25 protein-coding genes and 2 tRNA genes are annotated in these 25,606 nt (G+C 59.1%); 8 read left to right on the top strand and 19 right to left on the bottom strand.

The window, feature by feature from the left end:
• Positions 1-4 precede the first annotated feature (4 nt).
• The 14 genes from NW849_RS08095 to NW849_RS08030 form a co-directional block, all read right to left on the bottom strand.
• A tRNA-Phe gene (locus NW849_RS08095) sits at positions 5-77 on the bottom strand.
• A gap of 59 nt (positions 78-136) precedes the next feature.
• Positions 137-790 carry a Crp/Fnr family transcriptional regulator gene (locus NW849_RS08090; RefSeq protein ID WP_414357107.1) on the bottom strand — a complete coding sequence of 218 codons (654 nt, stop codon included), beginning with the start codon at positions 788-790 and terminating at the stop codon, positions 137-139.
• Positions 791-1,107: 317 nt separating this feature from the next.
• A complete protein-coding gene (locus NW849_RS08085; protein ID WP_414357105.1) occupies positions 1,108-2,703 on the bottom strand; it encodes an AAA family ATPase in 1,596 nt (531 codons plus the stop codon).
• Positions 2,704-2,778: 75 nt separating this feature from the next.
• A complete protein-coding gene (locus NW849_RS08080; RefSeq protein WP_414332236.1) occupies positions 2,779-3,348 on the bottom strand; it encodes a hypothetical protein in 570 nt (189 codons plus the stop codon).
• A 33-nt stretch (positions 3,349-3,381) separates the two neighbouring features.
• Positions 3,382-4,383, bottom strand: a complete 1,002-nt coding sequence (locus NW849_RS08075; RefSeq protein WP_414357102.1) for a zinc-dependent alcohol dehydrogenase family protein — start codon at positions 4,381-4,383, stop codon at positions 3,382-3,384.
• A gap of 163 nt (positions 4,384-4,546) precedes the next feature.
• Positions 4,547-5,461, bottom strand: a complete 915-nt coding sequence (locus NW849_RS08070) for an alpha/beta fold hydrolase (RefSeq protein WP_414357100.1) — start codon at positions 5,459-5,461, stop codon at positions 4,547-4,549.
• A 184-nt stretch (positions 5,462-5,645) separates the two neighbouring features.
• The gene (locus NW849_RS08065) at positions 5,646-6,596 is read right to left on the bottom strand and encodes a LysR substrate-binding domain-containing protein (protein ID WP_414357098.1); all 951 of its coding nucleotides are present in this window, start codon (positions 6,594-6,596) and stop codon (positions 5,646-5,648) included.
• Positions 6,597-6,914: 318 nt separating this feature from the next.
• Positions 6,915-7,562: a thermonuclease family protein gene (locus tag NW849_RS08060; protein WP_414357096.1), complete on the bottom strand. Its 648-nt coding sequence runs from the start codon at positions 7,560-7,562 to the stop codon at positions 6,915-6,917.
• 450 nt (positions 7,563-8,012) lie between these two features.
• Positions 8,013-8,486: a YqeG family HAD IIIA-type phosphatase gene (locus tag NW849_RS08055; RefSeq protein WP_414357094.1), complete on the bottom strand. Its 474-nt coding sequence runs from the start codon at positions 8,484-8,486 to the stop codon at positions 8,013-8,015.
• An 11-nt stretch (positions 8,487-8,497) separates the two neighbouring features.
• Positions 8,498-9,682 carry an endolytic transglycosylase MltG gene (gene mltG / locus NW849_RS08050; RefSeq protein ID WP_414357092.1) on the bottom strand — a complete coding sequence of 395 codons (1,185 nt, stop codon included), beginning with the start codon at positions 9,680-9,682 and terminating at the stop codon, positions 8,498-8,500.
• Between the two features lie 102 nt (positions 9,683-9,784).
• Positions 9,785-10,546 carry a UMP kinase gene (pyrH, locus tag NW849_RS08045; protein ID WP_011433861.1) on the bottom strand — a complete coding sequence of 254 codons (762 nt, stop codon included), beginning with the start codon at positions 10,544-10,546 and terminating at the stop codon, positions 9,785-9,787.
• A gap of 98 nt (positions 10,547-10,644) precedes the next feature.
• Positions 10,645-10,794 (bottom strand): hypothetical protein, encoded by a 150-nt coding sequence (locus NW849_RS08040; RefSeq protein ID WP_011433860.1) that lies wholly within the window; start codon positions 10,792-10,794, stop codon positions 10,645-10,647.
• Between the two features lie 115 nt (positions 10,795-10,909).
• On the bottom strand, positions 10,910-11,245 hold the full coding sequence (locus NW849_RS08035; RefSeq protein WP_011433859.1) for a TMEM165/GDT1 family protein: 336 nt from the start codon (positions 11,243-11,245) through the stop codon (positions 10,910-10,912).
• 57 nt (positions 11,246-11,302) lie between these two features.
• The gene (locus tag NW849_RS08030) at positions 11,303-11,842 is read right to left on the bottom strand and encodes a TMEM165/GDT1 family protein (RefSeq protein ID WP_414357090.1); all 540 of its coding nucleotides are present in this window, start codon (positions 11,840-11,842) and stop codon (positions 11,303-11,305) included.
• A gap of 98 nt (positions 11,843-11,940) precedes the next feature.
• On the opposite strand from NW849_RS08030, the gene NW849_RS08025 reads away from it, so the two are divergent.
• Positions 11,941-12,013: transfer RNA gene (locus NW849_RS08025), tRNA-Ile, on the top strand.
• A gap of 56 nt (positions 12,014-12,069) precedes the next feature.
• Here NW849_RS08025 and NW849_RS08020 read toward each other — a convergent pair.
• Both NW849_RS08020 and NW849_RS08015 read right to left on the bottom strand, forming a co-directional pair.
• Positions 12,070-13,422: a D-alanyl-D-alanine carboxypeptidase gene (locus NW849_RS08020; RefSeq protein ID WP_414357089.1), complete on the bottom strand. Its 1,353-nt coding sequence runs from the start codon at positions 13,420-13,422 to the stop codon at positions 12,070-12,072.
• A gap of 51 nt (positions 13,423-13,473) precedes the next feature.
• The gene (locus NW849_RS08015) at positions 13,474-13,854 is read right to left on the bottom strand and encodes a hypothetical protein (protein WP_414357087.1); all 381 of its coding nucleotides are present in this window, start codon (positions 13,852-13,854) and stop codon (positions 13,474-13,476) included.
• Positions 13,855-14,210: 356 nt separating this feature from the next.
• Between NW849_RS08015 and NW849_RS08010 the strand changes: the two genes are divergently transcribed.
• Positions 14,211-14,657 carry a Fur family transcriptional regulator gene (locus tag NW849_RS08010; RefSeq protein ID WP_011433855.1) on the top strand — a complete coding sequence of 149 codons (447 nt, stop codon included), beginning with the start codon at positions 14,211-14,213 and terminating at the stop codon, positions 14,655-14,657.
• Positions 14,658-14,858: 201 nt separating this feature from the next.
• Positions 14,859-17,303 (top strand): M48 family metalloprotease, encoded by a 2,445-nt coding sequence (locus NW849_RS08005; protein WP_414357086.1) that lies wholly within the window; start codon positions 14,859-14,861, stop codon positions 17,301-17,303.
• Between the two features lie 51 nt (positions 17,304-17,354).
• Here the strand turns inward: NW849_RS08005 and NW849_RS08000 are convergent, their stop codons facing one another.
• Positions 17,355-17,798: a phosphomannose isomerase type II C-terminal cupin domain gene (locus NW849_RS08000; RefSeq protein WP_011433853.1), complete on the bottom strand. Its 444-nt coding sequence runs from the start codon at positions 17,796-17,798 to the stop codon at positions 17,355-17,357.
• Positions 17,799-17,991: 193 nt separating this feature from the next.
• Between NW849_RS08000 and NW849_RS07995 the strand changes: the two genes are divergently transcribed.
• The 5 genes from NW849_RS07995 (at position 17,992) to NW849_RS07975 (ending at position 23,093) form a co-directional block, all read left to right on the top strand.
• Complete coding sequence (locus tag NW849_RS07995; RefSeq protein ID WP_414357085.1) at positions 17,992-18,375, top strand: 2Fe-2S iron-sulfur cluster-binding protein; 384 nt, start codon at positions 17,992-17,994, stop codon at positions 18,373-18,375.
• The gene (locus NW849_RS07990) at positions 18,375-19,724 is read left to right on the top strand and encodes an O-antigen ligase family protein (RefSeq protein WP_414357084.1); all 1,350 of its coding nucleotides are present in this window, start codon (positions 18,375-18,377) and stop codon (positions 19,722-19,724) included. Before NW849_RS07995 ends, NW849_RS07990 begins: the two co-directional genes overlap by 1 nt.
• Positions 19,725-19,848: 124 nt before the next feature.
• Positions 19,849-20,997 (top strand): quinone-dependent dihydroorotate dehydrogenase, encoded by a 1,149-nt coding sequence (locus tag NW849_RS07985; RefSeq protein ID WP_414357083.1) that lies wholly within the window; start codon positions 19,849-19,851, stop codon positions 20,995-20,997.
• Between the two features lie 31 nt (positions 20,998-21,028).
• Complete coding sequence (gene btpA / locus NW849_RS07980; protein ID WP_414357082.1) at positions 21,029-21,916, top strand: photosystem I biogenesis protein BtpA; 888 nt, start codon at positions 21,029-21,031, stop codon at positions 21,914-21,916.
• A gap of 82 nt (positions 21,917-21,998) precedes the next feature.
• On the top strand, positions 21,999-23,093 hold the full coding sequence (locus NW849_RS07975) for a diguanylate cyclase (protein ID WP_414357081.1): 1,095 nt from the start codon (positions 21,999-22,001) through the stop codon (positions 23,091-23,093).
• Here the strand turns inward: NW849_RS07975 and NW849_RS07970 are convergent.
• Together NW849_RS07970 and mutL are read right to left on the bottom strand one after the other, a co-directional pair.
• On the bottom strand, positions 23,069-23,920 hold the full coding sequence (locus NW849_RS07970; RefSeq protein ID WP_414357079.1) for a vitamin K epoxide reductase family protein: 852 nt from the start codon (positions 23,918-23,920) through the stop codon (positions 23,069-23,071). The genes NW849_RS07975 and NW849_RS07970 overlap by 25 nt on opposite strands.
• 36 nt (positions 23,921-23,956) lie before the next feature.
• Positions 23,957-25,606 (bottom strand): DNA mismatch repair endonuclease MutL (gene mutL, locus NW849_RS07965; RefSeq protein ID WP_414357078.1); only part of this gene is annotated, 1,650 nt, incomplete at its 5' end.

Here is a 25,606-nt window from a genome sequence, read left to right as displayed (position 1 = left end):
CAGATGCCAGGAACCAGACTTGAACTGGTGACACGAGGATTTTCAGTCCTCTGCTCTACCAACTGAGCTATCCCGGCTCTGGGCTTACTATCTTACGATGCCGAGAGGGCTTTCGACAACTGGTGGCACCCCCAATTTAGCCAATCAGTTTCTCCAAAGCCTCCATCTGGGGGATGCAGAGAACATCTCGAGTGCGATCCCGGCGGATCAGCTCCTCTTGCTCCAGCTTGGACAGGACACGAGTGACCGTTTCCCGGGCTAGGCCACTTAGGCTGCTCAGCTCCCGATGGGGCAAGTTGGGGATCTCTACGCCACTTCGGCTAACCCGGCCACGGGATTCGGCCAAAAACAGCAGGATATCGGCAACACGGGCCGTACTGCTGGCCTCGCGCAACTGCAGACGACGGTTGATCTGCCGTAAGCGGCGCGACATGAGCTGAGCAAGGCGGATGCCGGCCTGAGGATCAGAAGCCAAAAAAGCCAGGAAGTGTTGGGCCGACAGACAACCGACTTTGGTGGCTGTTAGGGCTACAACGTCGGTAGAACGAGGCGCTTCGTCCAAAGCAGCCATTTCCCCGAAGATTTCCCCTGGACCAAGAATGGTGAGGGTGATCTCCCGGCCTTCGAGATCATGGGTGCGAATCTTGACCCACCCTTCCAGGATGAAATAAACGGCGTTACCCCAGTCATTTTGTAACAAGATGGCCTGATTGACTGGGTGGGAGCGCAACGACATTTGCCCGGCCAGAGGCTCTAGCCTCTCAGGAGGAAAGCCCTCAAACAGGAGCATCAGGCGTAGGTCATCTGGAGTTACATCGCTCACCGTGGGATCCTCCTGCACGTGGTCAGTTCTGGTCGAGTGGGATGGGAAAAGGGTGGGCCTGCACAGACACGTCAACATGCCCCTCAGCCTACCGTCTCTCTCAGGTCTATGGCCCGCCGAGGCGAACTGCGTACCAATAGGACAGAGCTTTAGACCCAATTTTGACCTCTACTTTGGAAAGGGATCCCTGCCCAAAAAAGCTGCTGCCATTCTCTAACCCAGAAACGGCAAAATCCATCTTGCTGATAGCAATTTTCTCGAGTTTGTGCAGTTTGAGTCGAGATCTAGACCTGCTGAAGTTGAGATGGCCAATCTTGGCTGGTATCCAAAACCTTTAAAAAAGGCCGTTCCGACTCGGAAAAATCCTGCCAGTGGGCCTGCTGTTGGGAGAGCATCTCGGCGGTGGCATCGGCAATGTCGGCAGAGGGCTGCTGATCCCCATCGATGCAGCCGGCTGGGGCCAAGAGGGGCTGAGGAGCTGAGCTACGGCGTTGTAGGCGCTCCCGCAAAACAGGTTCAGGGGCGTAGCAGTGGAGAATGTGCAGCGGGATCCCTTGGCGTTGGGCCTGCTCAATGGCCATCCCCCGCAGCGCCTGCCGGTCGAACTTGGCATCCAGAATCACGGTGTAGCCTTCCTGGGCCAGCTCCACTCCCAACTGCACCAAGCGGCGGTAGGTTTTATCGGTCATCTCCGGGGTATAAACCTCCGGCCCCCCCCGTTGCCGCAGAGGGATCCCGGCCAAATGCTTGCGCACCGCATCGGAGCGAATGTGAATGGCTCCCCGCTGACGGGCCAAGTGGCGGGCTACCGTGCTTTTGCCGGATCCCGACAATCCCGACATCAGGAACAACTGCCCCCGCTTGGGGAGGGTGTATTCCCAGGCAAGACGGTAATAGCGGGCGGCGGTGCTAAAGGCTGTGGCCTTGGCTTCCTCTGCTGCAGTGGGATCCTCCAGCAAAAAAGAGGTGACCTTGGCCCGCACGTAGGCCTGCCGATTGAGGTAAATAGGCAAGATCTTCAACCCTTCCCAATCTCCGGTTTCTTCCAGGTAGGTGTTCAAATAGGCGTTTCCCAGATCGGGGCGATGGCGGGCATCCAAATCCATCACCCCATAGGATATGTCGTACATGACATCCACAAAGCGGAAGGCTTCATTAAACTCGATGCAATCAAAAAGCAGGATCTTCCCTTCCCAAAAACAGATGTTGCCTAGGTGCAGGTCTCCGTGGCATTCACGAATGCGGTTTTGTTCTATTCTTTGTTGAAACAGCTCCTGCCGCTCAGCAAAAAAGCGATCGGTGTAGGCTTGGGTTTCTCGATATTGCTGAGCTGTTTGTGGGCCGCCGACGTAGCGCTGGGTTTGGGCGTAATTCTCGTCAAAGGCTTCTCGCACCCGTTCTGGCCGGCCAAAGCTGCGGATGTAGTCGTTGGTCTCGGTTTGGGCATGAAACGTCGCCACCACCCGCCCCAGCTCCTCCATCAAGGACGGCGTTAGCTCTCCCCGCTCAAACAGGTTGCTGAACAGTTGCTCTTGGGGAAATTGCCGCATTTGCAGAGCGTATTCTATGGGCTCGCCGCTGCTGTTGAACTGAAATCGGCCATCGGTCTGGACAATGGGCAACACTTGCAGATAAAGGCCGGGAGCACCGCGCTGGTTCATGCGCAGCTCTTCTTGGCAAAAGTGGCGCCGCCTCTCCAGGGTGGTGAAGTTCAAAAAGCCAAAGTCCAAAGGCTTTTTCACTTTATAGGCATAGTCGCCTGTCAGCAGAATATAGGAAATGTGGGTTTGAATAAGCCGAATGGGATCCTGTACCGGATGAGGGTAGAAGGCGGGATCCAGCATCGCTTGGATCAAGGGGGGCAGGTGGGTATCGACCATGAAAAACGATAGAGATGGAAAAAGGGCTTGGACGGGGATCCCTATCTTCCGCCGACAGAGCAGATTGTCCTCCACCTATTCCTTAAAGGGCAAGGCGGCTTCTTGGGGGGAAAGACGAATGAGGCTGATCCCCTGCTGAATTAGCGTATCTTGAGCAGCACCGGAAAGAGCGTAGGGCCAGACCAGATATTTGGTGTTGATGTAGTCTTGTCCGCGCTTGGCCAGGTTCACCTGTTCCGAGAGCATGCGCACATCTGGCCCGCGGCTGATAGTGGCTTCGGCCCGGCGAATGCGCTGCATCAGTTGGCTGAACAGCTCTTGGGGCTGCTGCACAAACACCACAATGGCCAAGTCACAGGGGTTGTAGTAGTTGCCGATGCCGCAGAGGAGCAGGGCTTCGCTGGAGAGAACAAGGGTTTCTTGATCCCCCAGAGCCACCACCGGATACAGAAAGGTGCGCACATCCTCCAGTTGCCAGTGGTTAAAAGAGTGGCTATCTACCTCCCCCCGCACCCAAGAGGAGATGGCAGGAAAAACTGCTTCGCTCAACAGTCGATAGGCCGTCTGGGGTCGCCCTAGCCAGCAGAGGGCATTTTCGTAGAAGCTCTCGTTCTCCAGCAGGTGGGGGGTGAGAGGAGCAACCATGGGCAGATCCTCAACGGGCTTTCTCCAGCATGCCTACTCGGGGATGGTTAAGGCAATTTTGCCCAGAACGGATCCCTGCTCCAGCAACCGGTGGGCGGCAGCCGCTTCGGCCAGAGGAAAGGTGTGGCTGAGCTGGATCCGCAGTTGGCCTTGGTCGATGAGGCGGGCACATTGCCTGAGGATTTCCGCCTGATTTTGTTGGGCGTTGGTCAGGCTTTTCAGCATCGGGGTGAGCATCAGCTCAAATCCCACCCGCAAGTTGCGGTCGCGAGCCACCCGCCAGTCGATCTCTGGGGCCGGGGCCAGCAGGGTGACGATATCTCCGTACACGCGCACTGCGGGGAAGGTCTGCTCCAATAGCTTGCCGCCCAAGGTATCTAGGGCAAGATCCACCCCCTCTCCCCCTGTCCAGTCCAAAACGGCGCGCACAAAGTCTGTCTGCCGGTAGAAGATGGGCAAGCCGGCGCCTAGGGAACGGACAAACTCCGCCTTTTCCGGGGTGCTCACGGTGGTGGCCACTTTGGATCCCCGCAGACGGGCCAGTTGGATGGCCACATGGCCAACTCCACCCGCTCCCCCGTGGATGAGCACACTTTGGCCGGCCTGGAGACGTCCCCGGTCGTACAGCGCTTCCCAGGCGGTGATCAGCACCAGCGGGGCAGCGGCAGCTTCTGCAAAGCTCAGAGTTCTGGGCTTGGGGGCCACAAAACGCTCGTCCACCACGATCAGCTCAGCGTAATTCCCCGCCTGCTTGCCCAGACCCCCGTGGCAGAAGTACACCTCGTCTCCCACCGCAAAGTGCCTAACTCCGGATCCCACAGCTTCCACAATGCCGGCACCGTCACACCCCAAAATGGCCGGCATCTCTTCTGGATAAAAGGTGCCCCGTCGCCGCAGCTTGGTGTCGATGGGGTTGACGCCGGCTGCTCTCAGGCGGATGCGCAGCTCCCGCTCACCGCGAATCTGAGGTTCAGGTACTTCTCGAAGCTGCAGAACCTCTGGCCCGCCGGGCACACTCATGACTACGGCTTTCATGCGCTCAAGTTGATCAGTTCCAGTTGGATTGAACCGCTCAAAGGATGCAAGGTAGAGTTTGTTCCAGTGGTGAGGAGATTGGCGGTGTTGCTTTGCAACACTGCGGAGTCTTGCAGACGCTCTCCGTCCATTCTAGAGTCAGGCGTTACGCTACACCCCCAGCTCAAAGCCCGCATTGTGCGGAAAGGGCTGTGTCGAGAAATTCCCGAATTAGGGGAAGCACTTGTTCCCCATGCAAGGCAGGGATGGCGTGGCCGGCCCCGGCCAGGATCTTGAGCTGAGCCCCAGGGATCCCTTCGGCATAGGTTTGGCAGTGCCAGAGGGGAATGGTGTCGTCCTGTTCGGCGGCGATCACCAGGGTGGGGGCCTGAATGTGTTGGAGATAACGTTCAACCGTATCGACGGCAGCTTGCGGGCGCAGACGTTGTCGGAGAAATTGCCGAGCGACCGGCTGCTGACGCAGGGATCCCCGCAACCACAAGAGCTGGGCCAGCTTGTCTTCCCAATGCCACCAGCGGGCCAGCGGAGCGATCGCCCGCAACAGCCAATCCACCCAAGCGCTTTCCCAGAGCAAGGGCCGCAAATGGTTGTAGCGTCTCACAAAGCTGTCGTCGCGGATCCCGGCAGGAGCCAACAAAACCAACCCCCGCAGCGGATACCGCACGGCGTAAGCTGCCGCCACCCATCCCCCAAAGGAATGGCCCACCAAAACCGGAGCAGCTAGGCCCAGCCTTTGGACAAATCCGCGCACAAACTCTACTTCTGCAGCGATGTCGTAGTGCAAGGCCGGTTGGCCGGACTGCCCGAACCCCAGTAAATCCAAGGCAATGCAGCGATATTCGTCTCCCAACCCTTGCATCAGCGGCCACCAGTTGGCATGAGTGGCCATAAAGCCATGCAGAAACAGCAGTGGGATCCCTTTTCCCCAGTCTCGATAGGCAGCCCAGCAGGACTCTGCCCCTGCGATGTTCAACCCTTCCAATTTCACCCTGTGCAGCGGGATCTCTTGAACGCGGGCCTGTAACTCCGCCAAGCGCTGGGCCAAAGGCAGCCGTTCCAACAGCGTTTGCGTGGTCATCGGCTTATGGTTAGTAGACTCAGACAGATTCAGCAGATGCAGCTTTTTCCAAGGCAGCATTGGCTACAGCAAATGCACCCACACAGATGTATCTTTCGTATTTCTTTGAACAGGGATCCTGCTCAATCCACCGGAATCTACCTGGGATCCCATCAACTCGGAAAAGGCCGTAACGCATCGCAACTTAGCCGATCAACTGCAAATGGGGCGGGGGAGTTTTCAGCCAGTCTTGGCGGGTCAGCAGCCCTTGGAGGAAGCGGGTGGCTGCCTGCGATTGATAGCGCTCCGGGTTAAAAGCCAGCCAGAGGGTACGCCGTATCTGTAGCCCTTCCACCGCCAGCTTTTGGAACCGTCCCTGTTCCACATCGGATCCCACTGCCACCATGGACAGAAAGGCCACCCCCAAACCCGCCTGGACAGCATTTTTGATCGCTTCAATCGAGCTGAGTTCCAGCCGCACGTTCAATTGGGCCGGGTTAATGCCGTGGCGGTTCAGTACCCGATCGATGGTTTGCCGAGTGGAAGACTGGGGATCCAAGGTGATGAAGGGCAAAGCCAGCAGATCCACAAGAGCCGGAGAGTCGATGGCACACCCGGGAGCACCGACCAACACATATTCATCTTCCGCCAGAGCCATCACCTTCAAGTGCCGCTGCAGCTCAAAGGGGATCTCCCCGCCAACAATGGCCACGTCCAACTGGCCGTCCACCAATTTCTGGGCAATTCGCCGCGTGGATTGCACCAAGAGCTGTACGGAAATTTGTGGATAGCGGCGGTGATATTGGGCGATCAAAGAAGGCATGACATAGGTGCCCACCGTTTGGCTGGCCCCCAAAACCAGATGCCCCCGCTCCATTTCTTGCAAATCCGCCAGCGCCTCGATGGTTTCACGGCACAGCTTGAGGATGCGCTCGCTGTACTGCAGCAGCACTTTCCCGGCATCCGTCAACTCCACCTTGCGCCCACTGCGGTCGAACAGCACCACTCCCAACTGTCGCTCCAGGTTCTGCACTTGCAAGCTGACGGCAGGCTGGGAGACAAACAGGCTATCGGCAGCACGGCGAAAACTACCCTGCTGGGCAATTGCCCGCACGATGAGGAGCTGATCTAGAGTAAACGGCAACTCATCCGCCATAGGGAACTCCAAACCTCACAGTGGGATCCCTTACGTTTCCCTGAAAAGCTGGGCAGCCCGCGTTTGGAAACCCACACGAGATCATCATAAACAAGCGAGAAATCCCAAGAGAGCAGCTCAACCCTTTCCCGGCAGCTCGGCTCTGGGGGGTGACCAGCCAAGAGTGGAGAGGAAAGCTCAGAATCTTCAGGCTGTTTCTCTGCCATTCGGAGCAGCTATGCCCACAATACCTACCTCTCACCGACCGGCGGAAGATGGCTGTTGAGATTATTCTCAACAAACAGGCCGGCAATTCCAGCTCTGGGTTTGGCTTGGTCTCTAGCGAGGGCCGTAGGTTGTCCAATAGCCGCGTCCTTGTCTTTTGGCTGCATCGGCAGCTTCAGTAAGAATGGGGCCGTACTTCAAGCCATCGGTTTGTGGCGACAACAGGCCATGCCCCAAAAACAGCATTTCCTGGTTGATGAGGGTGTTGGCTTGCCAAACGTAGGCAGGCAAGGTGGGAGCAGGGGCTAGGGCAGGATCCAACTCCAAAAACACCTCACGTCCCAGCAGAGCAGTCTGCAGATATTGGCCAGCATTGTAAACTGCCAGAGGGGTTTGTCCGCGCAACTCTGTCCAGTTGGGGTTGATCGGGTCAGGCAAGGGATCGATCCCAATCAGTTGCACCAGCCGCAAATTCAAGTCTCCTTCAAGCTGAACAACCAGGGTGTTGTAGTTGACCACCCGAAACACGGTTGCACGTTTGAGGTCGCGCAGATCTGGACGCGCCACCAATGTTAAAGCCCAACCGGGCAATGTCGAGAATATCAAAGGTAAGGCCAGAAAGCTGCCCAGCTTGATCAGGCTCCGTCCATTGGATACAAGCGAGGATCTGGAGCGGGGGGAAGTCGGAGCAGAACGCAGGGATTTTTGCAGCATGGACTTTAGCCGTTGCATGGCGGACTTGACAATAGGGATGGTTCGCATGCTTGACCTTTGGATCTCACACCGCCCTCACACCGCCGCCTACTGGGCTTCAACGCGGGATCCGGCTCACCTGCCGTCACTCTACAAAAAATTGGGGCAGATGGGTCAGGTCTGGAAAATCTCTCTCGATTTTTGTCTTGATTTTTAGATGTGCTACCCATCCGGTCAGCAGTTGTCAGCGCTGACAACCTGTGGTTGGTCATTTCGATTCAAACTGGGACACTGTACCCACACCTAAAACATGCATGAAACATGCATGGGGCCACAGGGCTTTTCTCAGCTGCCCAGGCGTCTCACCCTAAACTGAAGTGACTAAGTCCTTCCGAGCAGCAGGATTGTCTTTTGGTCTTCTCTCTTTGCGAAGGAAAGGGGGAGTGCTTGGAAACCTTTTCAATTCAGTTTGAAACAATTACAGTTGTCCAACTCTCAAATCTCTCAAAAGCGCAGCCCCTAGAGGGTAGCAGGGTTCTTTTCGACTGCTTCGGACAAGAGGGAGTTGACCAGCACAGTTACCAACCCCAGTCGATTGCCCGCCAAAATATCCGTCAACAGGCGGTCTCCCACCATAGCCACTGCTTCTACCGGCAAGCCCATCTGGGCTACGGCCCGCCGCAAGGCCCGCCGTGAGGGTTTCCCAGCGCGGTGAATGTAGGGCAGGTTCAGGCTTTCTCCGATTTGTTGGATGCGGCTGCGATTGAGGTTGTTGCTCACCAGCCAAATTTGAAAGTGCGGGCGCAACTGCTCCAGCCAAGCAGCCACAGCGGGATCCACCTCAACCTGTCGGCTCGGCACCAGTGTACCGTCTACGTCAAAGATGATGCCTTTTACCTGCCAGGCCCACAGGTCTTCTGCCCGCAGCCGCAGGACGGTACCGGCTACTACTACATCCGGTTGCAGGAGCTTGAACCAAGGTTTGTGTACCATCCGCTCCTCGGCTAAGGACTGGGTTGAGGACTATGGTGGGATCCCTGGGCAGCTTGCCGACGCTCTTGAATAATTTGCAATTGGGCTGCCTCGTGCTCTGCTAGGGTTTTGCTGAAAACGTGGGTGCCATCGTAGCGGGCCACAAAGTAGAGATAGTCGGTTTGCTCAGGCTGCAAAACGGCTTTTAAGCTGGCCAAGCCCGGGCTGGCGATGGGGCCGGGGGGCAAACCCGGGTTGAGGTAGGTGTTGTAGGGAGAGGGGGTACGCACCTCCGCAAGGGTGAGGCGGCGGTCTGGGGTTTGCCGGATATTCAAGGCATACTCCAGCGTCGGATCGGCTCCCAGGGGGATCCCTTTCTTAAGCCGGTTCAGAAAGACACCTGCAATCAAAGCGCGTTCTTCCGGCACCACGGCCTCCCGCTCCACAATGCTGGCCAGGGTAACCCACTCGTGCAGAGACAGGGAAGTGGTGTGCTGGCGAAACAGGGGCAGGGCCACCGCGACAAATCGCTGCAGCATGGCGTCGACCACCATCTGGGCCTTTTCCCGATCCGGCAGGGATCCCTCCACCTGCTCGATGGGGAAAAGATAGGTGTCTGGGAACAGGTAGCCTTCTAGAGAGCTCAAGTGGGGGGGCAGCCAATCGAGGGGGGGAATCACCCGGGTCACGGCAATGAAGGCATCGGCTGCCAGCCAGTTGCGCTGGGCCAGAGCCTCTGCCATTTGCTCGATGCGCCAACCCTCCGGGATGGTCAGACGTCTTTGCAGGATCCTTCCCTGCCGCAGTTGCTGGGCCACGGCCAGCATGTCCTGGTTGGGATCCAAAGCGTAGGTGCCCGCCTGAAACACCCAGTCGCGCCCAAAGGTGCGGCTCCACAGCTCCCAAGCCAGAGCTGAGCGAATCACCCCTGCTTGGCGCAGTTTTTGCCCGATCAGACGGCTGCTGCTGCCCGGCTGGATTGTTACTTGGATCGGTTCTGGGCCGCCCACCGGCTGGAGCCAGGTCTGCCACTGCCAGTAGCCCAATCCCCCGACCAGAACCAACAGGAAAATCAAGCTCTGCAAAAGACGCCGACCCCAGCGTTCGCGTAAGCGTTGCGTAGCAACATGGGGTGACCTGGGTATAGCGCCTTGGGCAGCAGAGCATTTGGGCAAGACGGGATCCTTTTGGGCCGAATGCTGAACCTGATCTGTCATTGCCTTTCCCTCCAAACGGCCTGAGCACACCCTTGAGCCAGGCTATCCTTCGGACTCAATCCTGGCTAGGGCGTCGCCGGACTCTCAAGGCCGATTTCCCCCCTAACTTGGGATCAACTCTCCTGGGCTGGGGATCCCGTTGTTCTCGACCGTCCGCTGTCCGATCCAAGTGCCGATGGGTTCTCCCTGCACCACTCGATAAATATTGCCAGGGGTAGTCAGGTCAAAGACCACGATGGGCAATTGATTTTCCTTGCAGAGGGCGATGGCGGTGCTGTCCATAACCCGCAGATCGCGGTTCAGCACATCCTGATAGCTGAGGACATCGTAGCGGCGGGCCTGAGGGTGAGTCTTGGGATCCGCATCGTAAACTCCGTCCACCTTGGTGGCTTTGAAAATCACCTCGGCATCGATCTCCGCCGCCCGCAAGGCCGCAGTGGTATCGGTGGTGAAGAAGGGGTTGCCAGATCCTGCCCCAAAAATCACCACCCGCCCCTTTTCCAGGTGACGAATGGCGCGGCGACGAATGTAGGGCTCTGCCACCTCTTGCATGGCGATGGCCGTCTGCACCCGGGTGGGGATCCCGGCTCGCTCGATGGCATCCTGCAGGGTTAAGGCGTTGATGACGGTGGCCAGCATCCCTACGTAGTCGGCAGAAGCCTGATCCATCCCTTGGGCAGCCGCCTCTTTGCGCCCGCGCCAGATGTTACCCCCTCCCACCACAATCGCCACCTGCACACCGGCCCGTACCACTGAGGCCACTTCGCCGGCAATGGACTTCAAGACCTCGGGGTCGATCCCGTAGGGGCGCTCCCCCATCAGGGCTTCACCACTCAACTTCAGTAGAATCCGTCGATATTTCATGCTTATCCGCTCCGGCCCACCCCTGCATACGATAGCAGGTTTGTTGAACTAGCTCCGCTCACAGGATTGACCGACAGAGCATCTCGACAAAAACAACCTTACTGCTGTTCTTCGCCAGCGCTGGCCTCGTTGTCGCGGGGGGCAGAACGGAAGCGGCGGCCATTGCGAGCACGACTTTTTTGGAACTGTTTGGCATATTCGCGGTTGCGCTCGGCTTTTTCCCGCTTCAGATTGCGTTTTTTGGCCATGCTGGTTTTCCTGACCGGTTGTCCGGACTCAAGTGAAGGTCCTCAGTTTGAAGTGTCAAAGTGAGGCGCTCTTAATCCTATCACGCTTTGCCGAAGCCATCCTGAAGCCCTCTGCTCAGCCGGCTATGGGCAGGGATCCCCACAACAAGACTAGGCCCATCACAACAAACCCCACGCCTGCCAGGGTTTTGATCCAGCGAGGTGGGATCAGGCGGGCCACCCAAGCTCCTGCCCACACCCCAATTAGGCTGGTGCTGATCAAAGCAGCAGCAGCGCCCAAAAAGATTACCCCAGCGTTTTGCGAGCGGGCACTGAGGAGCAGGGTCGCCAATTGGGTTTTATCGCCCATTTCGGCCAGCAGAATCGAGCCAAAGCTCACTAGGGCGGCCCGTCCGGCCATTTGCCGCAGCAAAAAAGACGGGGTTCGGCTGTCGTTGTCTTGGATCAACACGTTCCTCGGTTGTTCTCCACTCTGTCCTGCCGGGTTGGCATCGGCTGCTCAGGGAGGCTAGCCTTCTGGGAGATTATCCCCTCGCCACTCCTGCCATAATACATAGCCCCCGATCATCAGGAACCCTGCACCCGCCAACCATTGTAGCCAGCCCGGGGGAATGACTTGGCCCAGACCTTCTCCCAGCACCACGCTGAAAAAACTGGCGGTCACTAAGGCACCGGCGGAACCGAAAAAGATCGCCCAAGGCGATTGGGATTGGGCACTCATGAGCAAGGTTGCCAACTGGGTTTTGTCGCCCATTTCCGCCACAAACACGGTTAAAAAAGTAACAAGCCAGAGCTGCAGCGGGGATCCCTCTGGGAGATTGCCGTCGGAAGAGGGGGGGGTAGTGAGGGGCAGTGCCGTCGGAGGCCCAGTACTGGGGGCGGGAGACAAAGCCAAACTCTCCCTGGCGGGCTGGAAATCCACAGCGGATCCATCCCCGTAGAGATAGTGCTGCCCAACGGCCAAGAAACCGAAACAGAGAGCCAAGGACAAGGCAATCAACCCCAAGCCCAGGGCCATTTGCCCCTGCCAAGAACGCGGCGAAGCCATGGCGTCAGACCCTAACCACCGACATGCAGCTTATCCTGTTTTCAGCCGCTTCTGGAGGAGACAAGGGCGCTAGAGTAAACGCTAGAGTAAAAGAATCAGGGGCGTTGGCCGAGCGGTTTAGGCAGCAAACTCATAATTTGCCTTACACAGGTTCGATCCCTGTACGCCCCATGGGGAGGATCCCTGCCGGACGAGGTTTCTGGGTTGAGGGCTGTTGAAGCCCAGTTTCAAAGACGGGGGTTCAGCTCTGTGCGGGATCCCGTATCTCCAGAGCGAGGGATCCAACGCTCAGGCAAGGTGGCAGGGGATCCCCATTGGGACTGGAGCTGGCTGAGGAATTGTCCCTGCTGGGTGCGAAAGCCGACCAGATCGGATCCGCCATTCATTAGGGCAAACCAAATGTCCCCCTGCGCGGTTGGCAATACACCCGCCAAGGTGCTGACGCTCCTCAGGGTGCCCGACTTGGCGATCAAGATCCCCGGTAACAGCCGCCGTTCCAACACCCCCACATCCTGGCCGACGACGGCAAAAGCATCGGCAAGAGAGAGCCCCTGCTCCTCCAGAAGAGATTGGATCGCTCGAAGCAAAGCTACATTGGCCCGCGGCGAAATGCGGTTTTCCACCCCCAACCCGGAGCCGTTGATCAGTTGCAGCTCTTCGGGCGGGATCCCGGCGATGGCCCGGGCGATTTGGGCCACTTGGTCTGCTCCCCCCACCGCATCGGCCAACATCTCGGCCATGGAGTTGTTGCTGTAGAGGTTCATCAGCTTGACCAGGTGAATGAGGGGGGGCGATTCATGTCTGAGCAAAACCTGAGCGCCGGGCGGGATCTGCTGGGCAACCCGCACCGAACCCAAGATCTCCACCTGCGGTCTGGGTGTGCCGGGGGGCAGGGTTGAAAATTGGACCTCCGCTTCTGGTGGCCAACGCCGCGCATCCAGCCCCTGCCGCAACAGGGATCCCGATTGCGCCACATCCCGGGAAAAGTTCATGTAAAAGCGGCCCACCACCACCAGATCCCCGCGCACCTGGCGGATCCCATAGGCATTGAGCAGGTTGCCGACGGAGAAGGCTTCCTCCCAGACGAACAAGGGATCCTCCCCCCCCAGAACCCAGAGATCCCCCTGTAGAACTCCCTCAGCAGTTAAGGGGCCAGTGGCCAGCCAGGTGGTAACAAAGCGGTGCTGCGGGCCAAAGTGCTGCAAAGCGGCCAGGGTCGTTGCCACCTTGGTCAAAGAAGCAGCCGGCAAGGGTGTGGATCCCTGATGCTGTCCCAAAACAAGGATTCTGTCCCGCTGAGGCGAAGGATCCTCCATCTGCAGCCAAACCCCCTGAGCTGTGGGCGAAAACCCCCGACCGGCCAACTGAGCCAGATAAGTTTCCACCTGAGGTTGCAGGGATCCCTGCTCCGTCGCCTGAGAAGTGGGAGACAAACTCAGCAACAGAGTGGCCGCCGAGAGCAGCCCAACCCAGCTCGAAACCAGCCGCCTACCGGGCCAGCCCCACAGATGTCGTTCGTGCCGTGGCGTCAGCGTTGCGGAGCAACAGTGTTGTGTAGCACCATGGGGTGCCGCAGGCATAGCACTTTTCACGGAAAACACCCTCTAAACATCCCGGCAACCGAGGGGGCATCAGCTCGTCAATTCCCAGCCACCCTCTTCCACAGGCTCTACATCGATGGTGCCGGGGGGTGTTTGCCGATAAAAACGTCCGTCTGCAACAAACAGCGGCTCTCCACAATTGGGGCAAAAGAAACGGCTGCCCTCGACGGCTTGCGATTCCGACCCACACACCGGGCAGCGATCGGTGGTAATCCAGCGGCGCGCCCACCAGCGAAAGGCCAGGAGCACCAATACCGGCAAGGACAGCAAAAACAGCAACAGAGCCACCAATCCGGCGACCAGCCACCCCAGCCCGACACTGGTCAGCAAAGCTGCCAACGCCAGGGATCCCAGCCAGAACCCCCAGCCACCCAGAGAAATGGAATAGGTTTTGGGCTGCTCAAACCGCATTTTCGTTTTCCTTCCCCGATCACTACGCTTGCCAACGCTGTCAGGATGCCGCGGGCCTTTTCTTGAGTATGTTAGCCTAGGCGCGCCCGAACACCAGAAACAGTCCGCCACATGGCTCTGCTCTGTAGGCTAGCTCATCCCGGATGGATGAGGGATTGGGTTTCCCGCACCCTTCCCGAGGCTCTCCCGGCAGCCCATGCGCCTCAGTTGCGTCCCTGTTCTATTGGGCCTGAACTGAGCTTGAACGATGTCTTCAGCAACCAAGTCGGGTGGTGTCGTCATAAATGAAGTTATTATCAATTACAGAACTTATTGACTGTTACGGCGACGTTGCCCAACAGCGGAGGGGCGGCATCATGGTCTACACCGAAGAGGCGTTCAAGGCAGAGCTCAATGCCAAAGGCTGGCGAGCCACTCGGCAGCGGGAGATCATCCTGCAAACGTTTCAAAACTTGCCTGAGGGCACGCATCTGAGCGCGGAGGAGTTGCACAAAAAGTTGCGGGAAGAAGGCCACAACATTAGCCTTTCCACCATTTACCGCACCGTCAAGCTGATGTCCCGCATGGGCATTTTGCGAGAACTGGAACTGACCGAAGGGCACAAACATTACGAGATCAACCAGCCGGCCCCCCACCACCACCACCATCTGGTGTGCGTCAAGACCAACAAGGTGATCGAGTTCAAAAACAACGCCATTCTTAACATCACCCAGAAGGTGGCAGAAAAGTACGGTTTCAAAGTGTTGGATTGCCAGCTCACCATCATCGGCATCAGCCCGGAGGGGCAGCGCTCGATTTTGTAGTCAAAAGTCCCTAGGGCTCAGGTTCTGAGGCTTTCCCAGCAGGGGAACCGTACTGGGCTGGGGAAGGATGGGGATCCCGTCAACGGGAGGAAATGCCAGAATAGCTCCCGTGAGGCCAATCGGCAGTCGGCAACCGACGCAACAGTTGAATGGTTGATGAATAGTTGATCTTCTTCACCCCACTAGATCCGGGAGAGGGCCATGAACGAACAGGAAGTGGTGCAGTGGCTGGAGCAGGCGCTGGCCAATCCCCGCCTTAGGTTACAGGCCAAAGCCCAACCGCTCCGGGACAGCCCCAAGGCTTATGCCCTTGTCATTATGATCAACCGTCCTGCCGGCCTTGCTCTCAACTATGAGGAGTTGACGGCCTGGTTCCAGAAGGCGATTCCCACTTGCTACCCCCAAGTCAAACGGTTGGCCCTCTACAGCCGCCCCATGGGCCAGCAGGCTGCCGACTGGAAAACTCAGGTGAGGCTGGATCCGGAGCCGGCGACAGACAAGGTGGATCCCGGTCGTGTTAGCAGTGCAGAGCACTTTACCGCTACGCGACCCTCTCGCGAACCCGTCAGTGGGACGGAGTCCCCGGAGAGTCCGGATCTAAGCCGCCACTGCTTTGTCAGCAATCGCCAGTTGCTTACCGCCGACCTTCCTCAGCCGCCTGGTTTGCTCCGCCAGGCGGTTTTGGGTTTTCACGGCCTCACTTCTGGGCAAAAGCAGGAGGTTCTGCCCCTCCTGCCCACCTTGTTTCGCAATCCCAGCGCCGTCTCGACGGTGATGTTATCGGTGGAAGCGGCCTTGTGGCTGGAGCCTCTGAAAAGCCTGAATCCTCACGAGCTGCGTCTACTGAGCGTTTGGCTGAGCCGCTATTGCTTCAACCCCAGCCGCACCCTAGCGGAATTGGATCCCGCCACCTCAGGTCTCAAAACTGGGCAAACCAAGCGCAGCTACCGCGCGCCTCAGGTGGGGGTCTCGCTAATGTTGGCCAGCTTTGCCGGCAACCTGACGGCGGCCTCAGGTGTGACCCTGAGCCTGCTGTTCGGTATGGTGTTTGTGCTTTTCCTGACCGTCTTGGGCAGCTTAGAGGGGGGATTCTCTCTGGGCTCTTTCATCTTCGCCATTCTGCTCACCCTCGCCTTCAATGCCCTGATCTTCTTTTTGTCCCCTTGGCTGATGGACTGGATCCAGCACAGCCTCTATGGCACCGAGTGGGTGAGCTTGGCGGAAATCGGGCGTCGCAGCCCAGAGAGTGCAGAGGTGATTCAACGGGTTTGCCGCCAGTACAAGCTGAAGCAGCCGAAGCTGGGGCTGATCCGCGACCAAAACCCCACTGCTTTTACCTACGGCAGCCTGCCGGACACGGCCCGCATTGTTGTCAGCGAAGGATTGTTCACCTACTTGGAAGATGAAGAGGTGGCTACAGTTTACGCCCACGAGCTGGGGCATGTGATCCACTGGGATTTCGCCGTCATGACCCTGGCTTCCACGCTGGTGCAGATTCTCTACCTTCTTTACGTCTACATGCGGGATGCGCGCGACAACGGCAAAAGGGGCAGCCTCCGCTCCCTGGCCTTGGTCGCCTACTTTTTCTATGTGGCCGGCTCCTACTTGTTGCTGTATCTGTCGCGGGTGCGGGAGTACTTTGCCGACCACTTTGCTGCCGAAACCACCGGCAACCCCAATGGGCTCTCGCGGGCTTTGGTGAAAATTGCCTACGGCATTGTGCAAGAGGGAGAGCGGGAGCGGGATGAGGAAACCCGACAGCGCAGTGCTCGCCTGCTGGAAGGAACGCGGGCTTTGGGGATCTACGATGCCAAGGCGGCTGTTACGGCGGGGACGGCCTACCGGGTTGCCTCGGATCCCGGCCAGGTGGGCAGGGTATTTTTGTGGGATCTGTTTAACCCTTGGGCCTGGTGGATGGAGCTGAACTCCACCCATCCCCTCACGGGCAAACGGGTACGGGCGCTGAGCACCTATGCGGAGCAACTGGATCTGCCGGTGGAATTCGACATGGCCGACGTGGTTGCCCAGGGCAAGCGGCTCAACCGACAGCAGCTCTACGGGAACTTCCTCCTGGATGTGCTGCTGTTGAACGCCGAGTGGCTGGGGGCAATCGCGGGGGCACTGCTCGGGATCCCGGCTTTGCGGATGGGCTTCTATGACATCCTTGCCGGGCTGACCCTGATGGGGGTGGGCTTGGGCCTGCTGCTGAAGATGACGGTGATGTACCCCAGTCTGGAAAACCCGCCGGCGTTGACCGTGCTGAAGGCGATGAGCAATCCCTACGCCAGCCCTCTGCGTGGGCTGCCAATGCAGTTGGAAGGGCGGGTGATTGGGCGAGGGGATCCGGGCTATCGCTTCGGCTCCGATCTCAAGTTCCAGGATGAGACAGGGATGATCTTCCTGCGCTATGCTTCCCGCTTTGGGCCGCTGGGCAACTTCCTGTTTGGAGCGCGCCAGGCAGGGGGGGTAATCGGCCAAGAGGGATCCGCAGTGGGGTGGTTCCGACGGGGGGTGGCCCCTTACCTGGATCTGGCCCGCTTTCAAAGCCGCCATGGCCAGCTCATCACCAGCTACCATCCCTTCTGGCAAGCTGTCTGGGCTGTGCTGTTGTTGGTGGTTGCCCTGCTGGCAATGCTGCTGTTCTAGAGGATCCCGATCCTCAGTAGCCAAAAGCTTGCCTAGGCCATTTGAGATTGGCTACTTTTGCCCACCGTTGACGCGGGCGTAGTCGTCGCTGAAGCGGACGATATCATCTTCGCCCAGGTACTGGCCATTTTGCACCTCAATAATCACCAGAGGGATGACGCCGGGGTTTTCCAGACGATGCTTGGTGCAAGGGGGCACATAGGTGGATTGGTTGGCCGTAATGAGCTTTTCTTCGTCTCCGCAGGTGACCTTGGCGGTGCCGGCAACGACGATCCAGTGTTCGCTTCGATGGTAGTGCAACTGCAGGCTAAGGCGATGCTTGGGCAAAACCACGATCCGCTTGATTTTGTAGCCAGGGCCCTCTTCCAGCACTGTAAAGCTCCCCCAAGGCCGACTTTCAGCATTGCTCTCGATCAGCTTGTTGAGGGTTTCGGCAGAGAGGGAAGGCGAAGGTTTTTCCGGTGAGGCCAGATTGGCATTGGGGGTTTCCAGCATGAGATGCTCTCCTTGGGAGGCCTACCTGTAGCTTATCTCAACAACCAACTCGAAGTCTGTTTGTTTATCTTTAGAACCACCAACAGATCGGCTTCAGCTCCTGGGGATCCCCAGCCAATTCGGGCTTGCCAGGGCAGTGGCTAGAATCCTGTGGAATCATGAATAAAGATCTCTGCAAAAAGGCCACTTCTCGATGCGTCCTTTCTCTTCTGTCCCTTCTTACCCGGTTCACATCCATGACCGCCAACGGGACACCCACTATCTGATCCAGGTGCCGGCGGATCAATACATTTTGGCCAGCGCCGAGGCCCAAGGGATCCAACTGCCCTTTGCCTGTCGCAATGGCGCCTGTACCACCTGTGCGGTGCGGGTACGGCGGGGATCCCTGTATCAGCCGGAGGCAATGGGCATCTCGCGGGAGTTGAAGGAGCAGGGGTATGGGCTGCTGTGCGTGGGCTATGCCCGCTCGGAGCTGTGGGTAGAAACCCAGGATGAAGATGAGGTGTACGAGCTGCAATTTGGGCGTTACTTCGGCCAGGGGCGGGTAAGGCCAGGGATCCCCATCGAGGATGAGTGATGTCTTCTTCGGCACCGGTTTTGTCTCCCGAGTTGTCGCCGGATCCCTTGCCCTCTCAGCCGAGGGGCTGGCTGCTGGCAGCAGCGGCGCTGATCCCGGTGAATCTGGCCCCCAGCTTACTCTTGGCTTTGGTGGGGACGATCCAGGGTTATACCCGCTATGGTGGGGCGATCCTGCGGGATCCCTTGTTTGGACTGGCGGCTCTCCTGAGCCTGGCGGCAGTGGGAGTGGCTTTTTTGGGGGAAGATTGGCGGCTGAGCCTGCCGGGGATGTTCAACTACTGGCCTTTTTTGTTGATGCTGCCGGCCTTTGCCGCTGTTCTGGCCGATCGCGTCAGCGGGACGGAGTCCTTTCGCGTCAGCGGGACGGAGTCCTTTCGCGTCAGCGGGACGGAGTCCTGTCCTGTGGGCCGTCGGCGGTTGGCCCAGGTGTTGGTGCTGGGCAGCGGGCTGATGCTGCTTTTGGGTTGGGGAGAAGTGCTGTGGGGATGGCAGGGGCACTTCTTCTGGGGGCCGGTTTGGATCACGGGGGTTGCCGGGGGAGAGCGACCGGCGGCAGCTTTTACTTCCCCCAATACGCTGGCCATCTACCTGGTGATCCACCTGTGTTTGGCGGCAGGGCTGTGGCTGGATCGAGCCGATAGAGACTGGCCACAGGCAGTAGGGCTGGGAGCTGTGCTGGGGCTGGGATCCCTCTTGTTGCTGCTGACAGCCTCTCGCAACGGCTGGGGAGTGGGGGGGCTGGCGCTGATGATGGGGCTGGCCCTGCGGCGCTGTTGGTGGGGGATCGGGATCTTGGCCGGTCTGGGATTGGCCGGTTTGGCCGCTGCTTGGGATTGGCCGGGCTGGCGGGCTGTTGTGCCCCGATTGATTTGGAGCCGTCTGGCAGACACCTTCGATCCTCAAGCGCTCTACTTTAGTTCCACCGCCAACCGGCTGGATGCTTGGCAATTCGCCCTGCAGATGGTGCAGGAGCGGCCCTTGACCGGTTGGGGCTGGCAAAGCTTTGCCGCTCTTTACAATGCTCAAGATCCGCCGGAGCTGCTGGGCCATTGCCACAATTTGTACCTGCACCTGGCGGCTGAGGGTGGGATCCCGCTGTTGCTGGGCCATCTGATCCTGTGGGGCTGGATTTTGGCGCGGGGATGGCAAGCTTGGCGGCGCTCGCAAGAAAGCGTCCTGTTGGGGATGCTGCTGGCCTTGACGGCGTTTTTTGCCTCAGGGCTTTTGGATGTGGTGATGTTGGATGGCCGCATCCACCTGTTGGTAACCTTGCTGTTGGGGGCAGTTTGGGGAGCCAGCCTCGAGCAGCGCTCGACAAAGGGCCAATGCAACCAAGATCTGGGATAGCTTTCCCAAGGGGGTCACGGTTGAATGCCCCACCATGGGCATCGGCGCTGCCTGGCAATAGGGAATGACTCTTGACCTAGCAGTAAATCCAAAATCCATGGGTTCCCACCCGTAGGAAATCCTTGTGGTAAACCTGTACCGAGATGTGCTGTGGCCTCTGCTTTTTTCTGGGCTGAGAGCCGACCCGGAAGCGGTCAAGATGGGCCTGCTGCGCGCCTTGCACTGGATCGATGCCACCCAGGCCACCGGGATCCTATCGGCTCTGGAGCGACTGTTTTGCTACCGGGATCCCCGGCTAGCGGTGTCGCTGTGGGGCCTTACCTTTCCCAATCCCCTTGGATTGGCTGCGGGCTTCGACAAAGATGGCCTGGCTCTGGGCGTCTGGCCCAGCCTGGGGTTTGGTTTTGTAGAGGTGGGCACCGTCACTCCTCAGCCCCAACCGGGCAACCCCAAACCTCGCCTGTTTCAACTGCCCCAAGATCGCGCCGCCCTCAACCGCATGGGCTTTAACAACCAAGGGGCGGCGGCTCTGGCGGAACGGTTGCGCCGGCTACACCAACGTCCCATCCCCATCGGAATCAACCTGGGCAAAGCCAAAATCACCCCCCTAGAAGAAGCGGCTGCCGATTACCTGGCCAGCTTCCAGCTGCTCCAGGAGCTGGGGGACTACTTTGTGGTCAACGTCAGCTCCCCCAACACGCCGGGGCTGCGATCCCTGCAAGCTGCTGAGCAACTGGAGCCCATCCTGTCTGCCTTACAGCGGGAAAATCAGAAGCGAAAACCCCTTCTGGTGAAGATCGCCCCCGATCTGGACTGGCCTGACATCGACAGCATCCTGGAGCTGGCCCAAGACCATCAACTGGCCGGGATTGTGGCCACCAACACCACCCTGCGCCGCGATAACCTGAAGACCCGTTTCCTACCTGGCCACGGGATCCCCTTCGCACCAGCGGAGTCTAGGCCAATCCTTGCAGAAGCCGGCGGGATCAGCGGTGCCCCCTTGCGGGAGCGTTCCACCCAAGTCATCCGCTACATCCACCGCTCCACCCAAGGAAAATTGCCCATCATCGGAGTGGGGGGCATCTTCACCTTGGCCGACGCCTTGGAGAAACTGGAAGCGGGAGCCAGCCTGCTGCAGGTCTACACCGGCTGGGTTTACGAAGGGCCGGGTATGGTGCCGCAATTGCTCCGAGGCCTAGCCCGCTCTTCTCCCCCCAGCCCTGATGTTACACTTCCCCCAGAGAATACCCCTGTGGGTCAGATCCAGGCGTAAGATCGTTAGGGATCCCTGAGGAAGCTTGCCGGTGAACCTGCTGCAACACCTCTTCAAAACCCCCCATCCGGTCATTGGGGTGGTTCATTTGTTGCCGCTGCCCACCTCACCCCGTTGGGGGGGGGACTTGGAATGGGTGATCGCTCAGGCAGAACAGGCAGCTACTGCCCTGGCTGCAGGAGGGGTAGACGGGATCCTCGTCGAGAACTTTTACGATGCCCCCTTTGCCAAGGATCGGGTGGATGCAGCGGTGGTCAGCGCCATGACCGTCATCGTCCAGAGGCTGAAAACCCTGGTCTCGCTGCCGGTTGGGATCAACGTCTTGCGCAACGATGGCTACAGTGCTCTGGCCATTGCCGCTGCTGTAGGAGCGCAGTTTATCCGGGTGAATGTGCTCTGCGGAGCGATGGTAACCGACCAAGGCATCATCGAGGGGAATGCCCACCGCCTGCTGCGCTATCGCCGCGAGTTGGGGGCCAATATCAAGATTTTCGCCGATGTGCTGGTGAAACACGCTCAGCCCCTGAGTCCCATCAGTCTGGATGCCGCCATCACCGACACGGTGGAGCGCGGCCTGGCCGATGCCATCATTCTTTCCGGTTGGGCCACCGGCAAGCCACCCCTTCTGGAGGAGCTGGAGCTGGCCCGCAAAGTTGCCCCTCAAGTGCCGCTGCTCATCGGCTCGGGGGCCACTGCCGAAAACATCGGCAGCCTGATCCGACGGGCAGATGGCGTGATTGTGGCCAGTTCTCTGAAGCGGTCTTCTCGTTCCGCAGGCGTGCCGGCAGGCTATGCGGATCCCTTTCCTATGATCGACCCAATCCGAGTGCGGCAGTTTGTGGAAGCATTGCACCTTGCGCTCCGTGAGCGGGCCTCCAACCATGCTTGTCTGGCCGCTCCCGGCTCTGGTTCCAACTAGCCGTTGGCGCTAGGATTGGGATCTGGCTGCAATGGAGCGCTCCTCTTTAGACTATGTCATCAGACTATGTCGTCATCAGACTATGTCATCCCTTGATCTGGAGGGCTTGGATTCTGTATACCACCCTTCTGGTTCGGCTCTTGGGCCTGCAGAAGAAGCCTTTTGGAGCTCTGTTCCGGCTCGCACCCCCCGCATTTGGGTTGTCGATGATGACCCAGTGGTTCGTTGCTACATTATCAATGTTCTCACAGGCTCCCAGTACTACGTGGAAAGCTGGGAAAGCGGCCGAGCAGCTTGGGATTCCTTGCAAAGCTTGGAAGAGAGCGAGTGGCCCGACATGGTGATCTGCGATTGGGTCATGCCTGAGATGTCGGGGGTAGAGTTCTGTCGCCGTCTCAAGGGATCCGCCGCAGGGCAGTTTGTCTATTTCATTTTGCTCACGTCCCGTTCTGAAGTTGAGGCTCGGGTAGAGGGGCTGGATGCGGGGGCGGATGAATTCATCACCAAGCCGGTCGATCCCGAGGAGCTGCGGGCGCGGGTGCGGGCAGGGTTACGTCTCCAGCGGCTCACCCAAGCTTTGGCCCAGGCCAACCGGCAATTGCGAGCCCGCAATGAGTTGTTGGAGTCTTTGTCTTTGACGGATCCCTTGACCGGGGCGTTGAACCGGCGAGCTCTGGATCAGGCGCTGCCCCATTTGCTCAAGCAGGTGGGAGCCCGCGGGGAAGCTCGCTACCGCTATCTCTGCCTGCTGATGATGGATGTAGATCACTTTAAGCAAATCAACGACAGCCACGGCCACTACATTGGCGACTGTGTGCTGCAGGCCATCGTCGGGCGGCTGCAAAATCAACTGCGGCCCTCCAGCCTGCTCTACCGCTATGGTGGGGAAGAATTTGTTTGCCTTACGCCCGGACTTAGCCCCTCTCGCTGTGGTCGCTACGCAGAGTCTCTGCGGCAGGCTATCGCCAAACGGCCCATTGACATCTCCCCCAAGCGCAGCCTGCCGGTTACCCTCAGCATTGGTGGGATCGTGCTCAGCGAAGACTACCGCCTGGAGCCGGAAGCTGCCTTGCAGCAGGCGGATAGCGCGCTCTACCAGGCCAAGCAGGCAGGGCGCAACCGAGTTCACATCCTCATCCCGACTCCAGGGGTTTATCTGCCCTCTTCCAGCGGATAGCCAGAGGCCACCGCCAAGGCTTCCAGAGAGCGAACGCCTGTGTAGGTGCGGCCATTGATGATCCAGGTGGGATAGCTGGTGATCCCCGCTTCTGTGCATTCTTGAGCTTGGGGAGTGCCGGGGCCGTTGGGGGAGCACTCCACGTAGGGCACTTGGTCGAAAGCCGATCCGAACAGCTCTTTCTGATCTTGACAATGGGGGCACCAATAGGCACCGTACATAGTGCCGCCGATCTGCCGCAGGTGGGCTGCTAACCCTACCGCCAGGGGGCTAGGCGGGGGAACTTGGTTGGCGTACACCCCAATCGTGGTCACCAATGTGAGAAAGGCCACCAGAATGTAGCTGAAGGCCAGCTTGCCCCCATCCAGCCAGCGGTGGCCCAGCATGGTCACCAGCCATAGCCCTGCCACCAAGATGATCGCGGTGGTGCAGTACATGCAGAATTGCCGCAGCACCGCCACCATCAGGTAAAGCATGTACATCTCAAAGGCGGTCATGGCGGAAACCAAGCCAAACAGGGCCGGCCAGCGCCACCGCTTCACCAGTGGGATCCCATCCGGCAGCACCGCCAGCGCCAAGACTCCCAAAAATCCCAACAGGCCAACAGCCGCGGTCGGGATCCCCAAAAACTCTGCCCAACGGCTGGAGAGTACCAGGTCACACCCTCCATCCCCAGTGCAGAAGGCGGCGGGCTGCTCCGTCAGCTTGGTGTAGGTGAGATAGGCCGTCAGCAGGGATCCCAGGCTGGCCAAGATCGCCAAGATCAGACGGGAATGGCGCTGCAGCCAGGTCTCTTCTTGGGCTTTGAGTTTGAGATAAGAAGCCATGGAGTTTCAGGGGTTTCAGCAGTTGGACACCCCCGATTATAGTGGGGTGGAGCTGGGCTCGTCCGTGGGATCCGATGCAGAAGAGCGCACCTGGGCGGCAAACCTGTCTCCCAGCGGATCCAGCTCCCATAGGGATCCCAGTTTGGACTCGGAGATAGGCCGGTCACAGAGACCCCAACGGCGGCGGAAGTAACGGGCCAGATCTTTTTCTGCCAGGGCCAGGTAGACCGGGCGACCATGAGGGCAAGTGTGGGGATTGGCGGTGCGCTGCCAGGCTTCCAACAGCTTTTGCATCTGCTCCAGGGTCAGTGGGATCCCATTGCGCAAAGCCCCTCGACAGGCCACCGCCACCTGGGCTGCCTGCAAATCTTGACAACCACTGAGCTCCAGCAGGGATCCCTGTACCTCCTCTGGATCTTCCGATGCCAAGGCCAGAGGAATGCGTCGGATGAGATAGGTATTGGGGCCGAAGGGTTCTGGCTCCAGCCCCAACTGCTCCAACCGCTCCAGGGCTTGGGGCGATAGTCCTTGCAGCGTTACGGGCGTCGCCGGTGCCACCAGTTGCCAATGCTGCTGGATGTACTCATAGCGAACTCGCTCGTGGGCCAGGTGTTGCTCCACCAGCCATAACCCCTGGGGGTGCTCTGCCAAGATGTAGGTCCGATGCAGTTGGGCCAGCGCCTTGAGGGGGGGCAGGAGAGAAGTTGGGCGGTCAGAGGGAGGAAAACGGCTCTGGAGATCGGGCGAGACTCGATAGACCACCTTGGCCTCGCTGGCCCGGATCAGATGGACAGAGCGGCGGCTGGCTTGCCCGGATCCCGATTGCAGAAGGGCATGCAGGTGTTGGCGCAACTGCTCCTGGCGGGCCGTCAGATGCTCCAGGTAGAGCTCGCTTTTGGCAGGATGACGGTTCCAATCCACCTGTTCTGGGGGCAGGCGCAGGTGAACAACCACCAGCGGATGGCGGTGGCGGGGCAATGCGTGGTGAAAAACCGACTGGATTAGCCGTTGCCAGTCGGGCATCTGCACAAACCGGCCGTTGACGGCCACGCGGATCCAATCGGGGTGAGGGCGATGCAAGCGATCCGGTAGGCCCAGCACCACTTCCCAATCGCTGTCCCCATCCTGGATCCGCCGATAGCGCAGATCTGAGGGATCCACCTGCGGCAACACCTGCAGCAGCAGATCTTGCAGAGACTTTCCCGGCCAGAGGCTGAGCAGCAATTGCCCTTCCTGATGCACCTGCCAACTGACCCAGGGATGGGCTAGGGCCGCATTTTGCACCAGGGTCAGGAGCGGGCGAGTTTGGGGCAAGGCCCGACGGCGCAGAGGCCAGTCGGCAAACAAATCCGCAACCGTGACCACCGTTCCCAAGGCAGTGGCTGCCGGCTGCTTGTGGATCAGCTCCCCCTGTCGGTCGTAGGCGGCCAGCCAGCCGTGAGCATCAGAAACGTGGCGGGTTTGGATAGCCAGGGATCCCAAGCGGGCCAGGCTGTGCAAGGCTTCCCCACGAAATCCCAGGCTGCGACCGTCCCACTTGCTGGTGGTGTGGCGACGGGCCACCTGCTCCAGCTCCGAAGCCGGGATCCCGTGGCCGTTATCCCCCACCCGCACCTGCCAGCGAGTCGGCCAGATCTCCACTTGAATGCGGGTGGCCCGGGCATCGAGGGCATTTTCCAGCAATTC

It is taken from the genome of Synechococcus sp. R55.3 (assembly GCF_047461975.1).
Classification (GTDB): Bacteria; Cyanobacteriota; Cyanobacteriia; order Thermostichales; family Thermostichaceae; genus Thermostichus.
The sequence above is the reverse complement of the archived record's forward strand: the minus strand, read 5'-3'. Positions and strand labels throughout refer to the sequence as shown.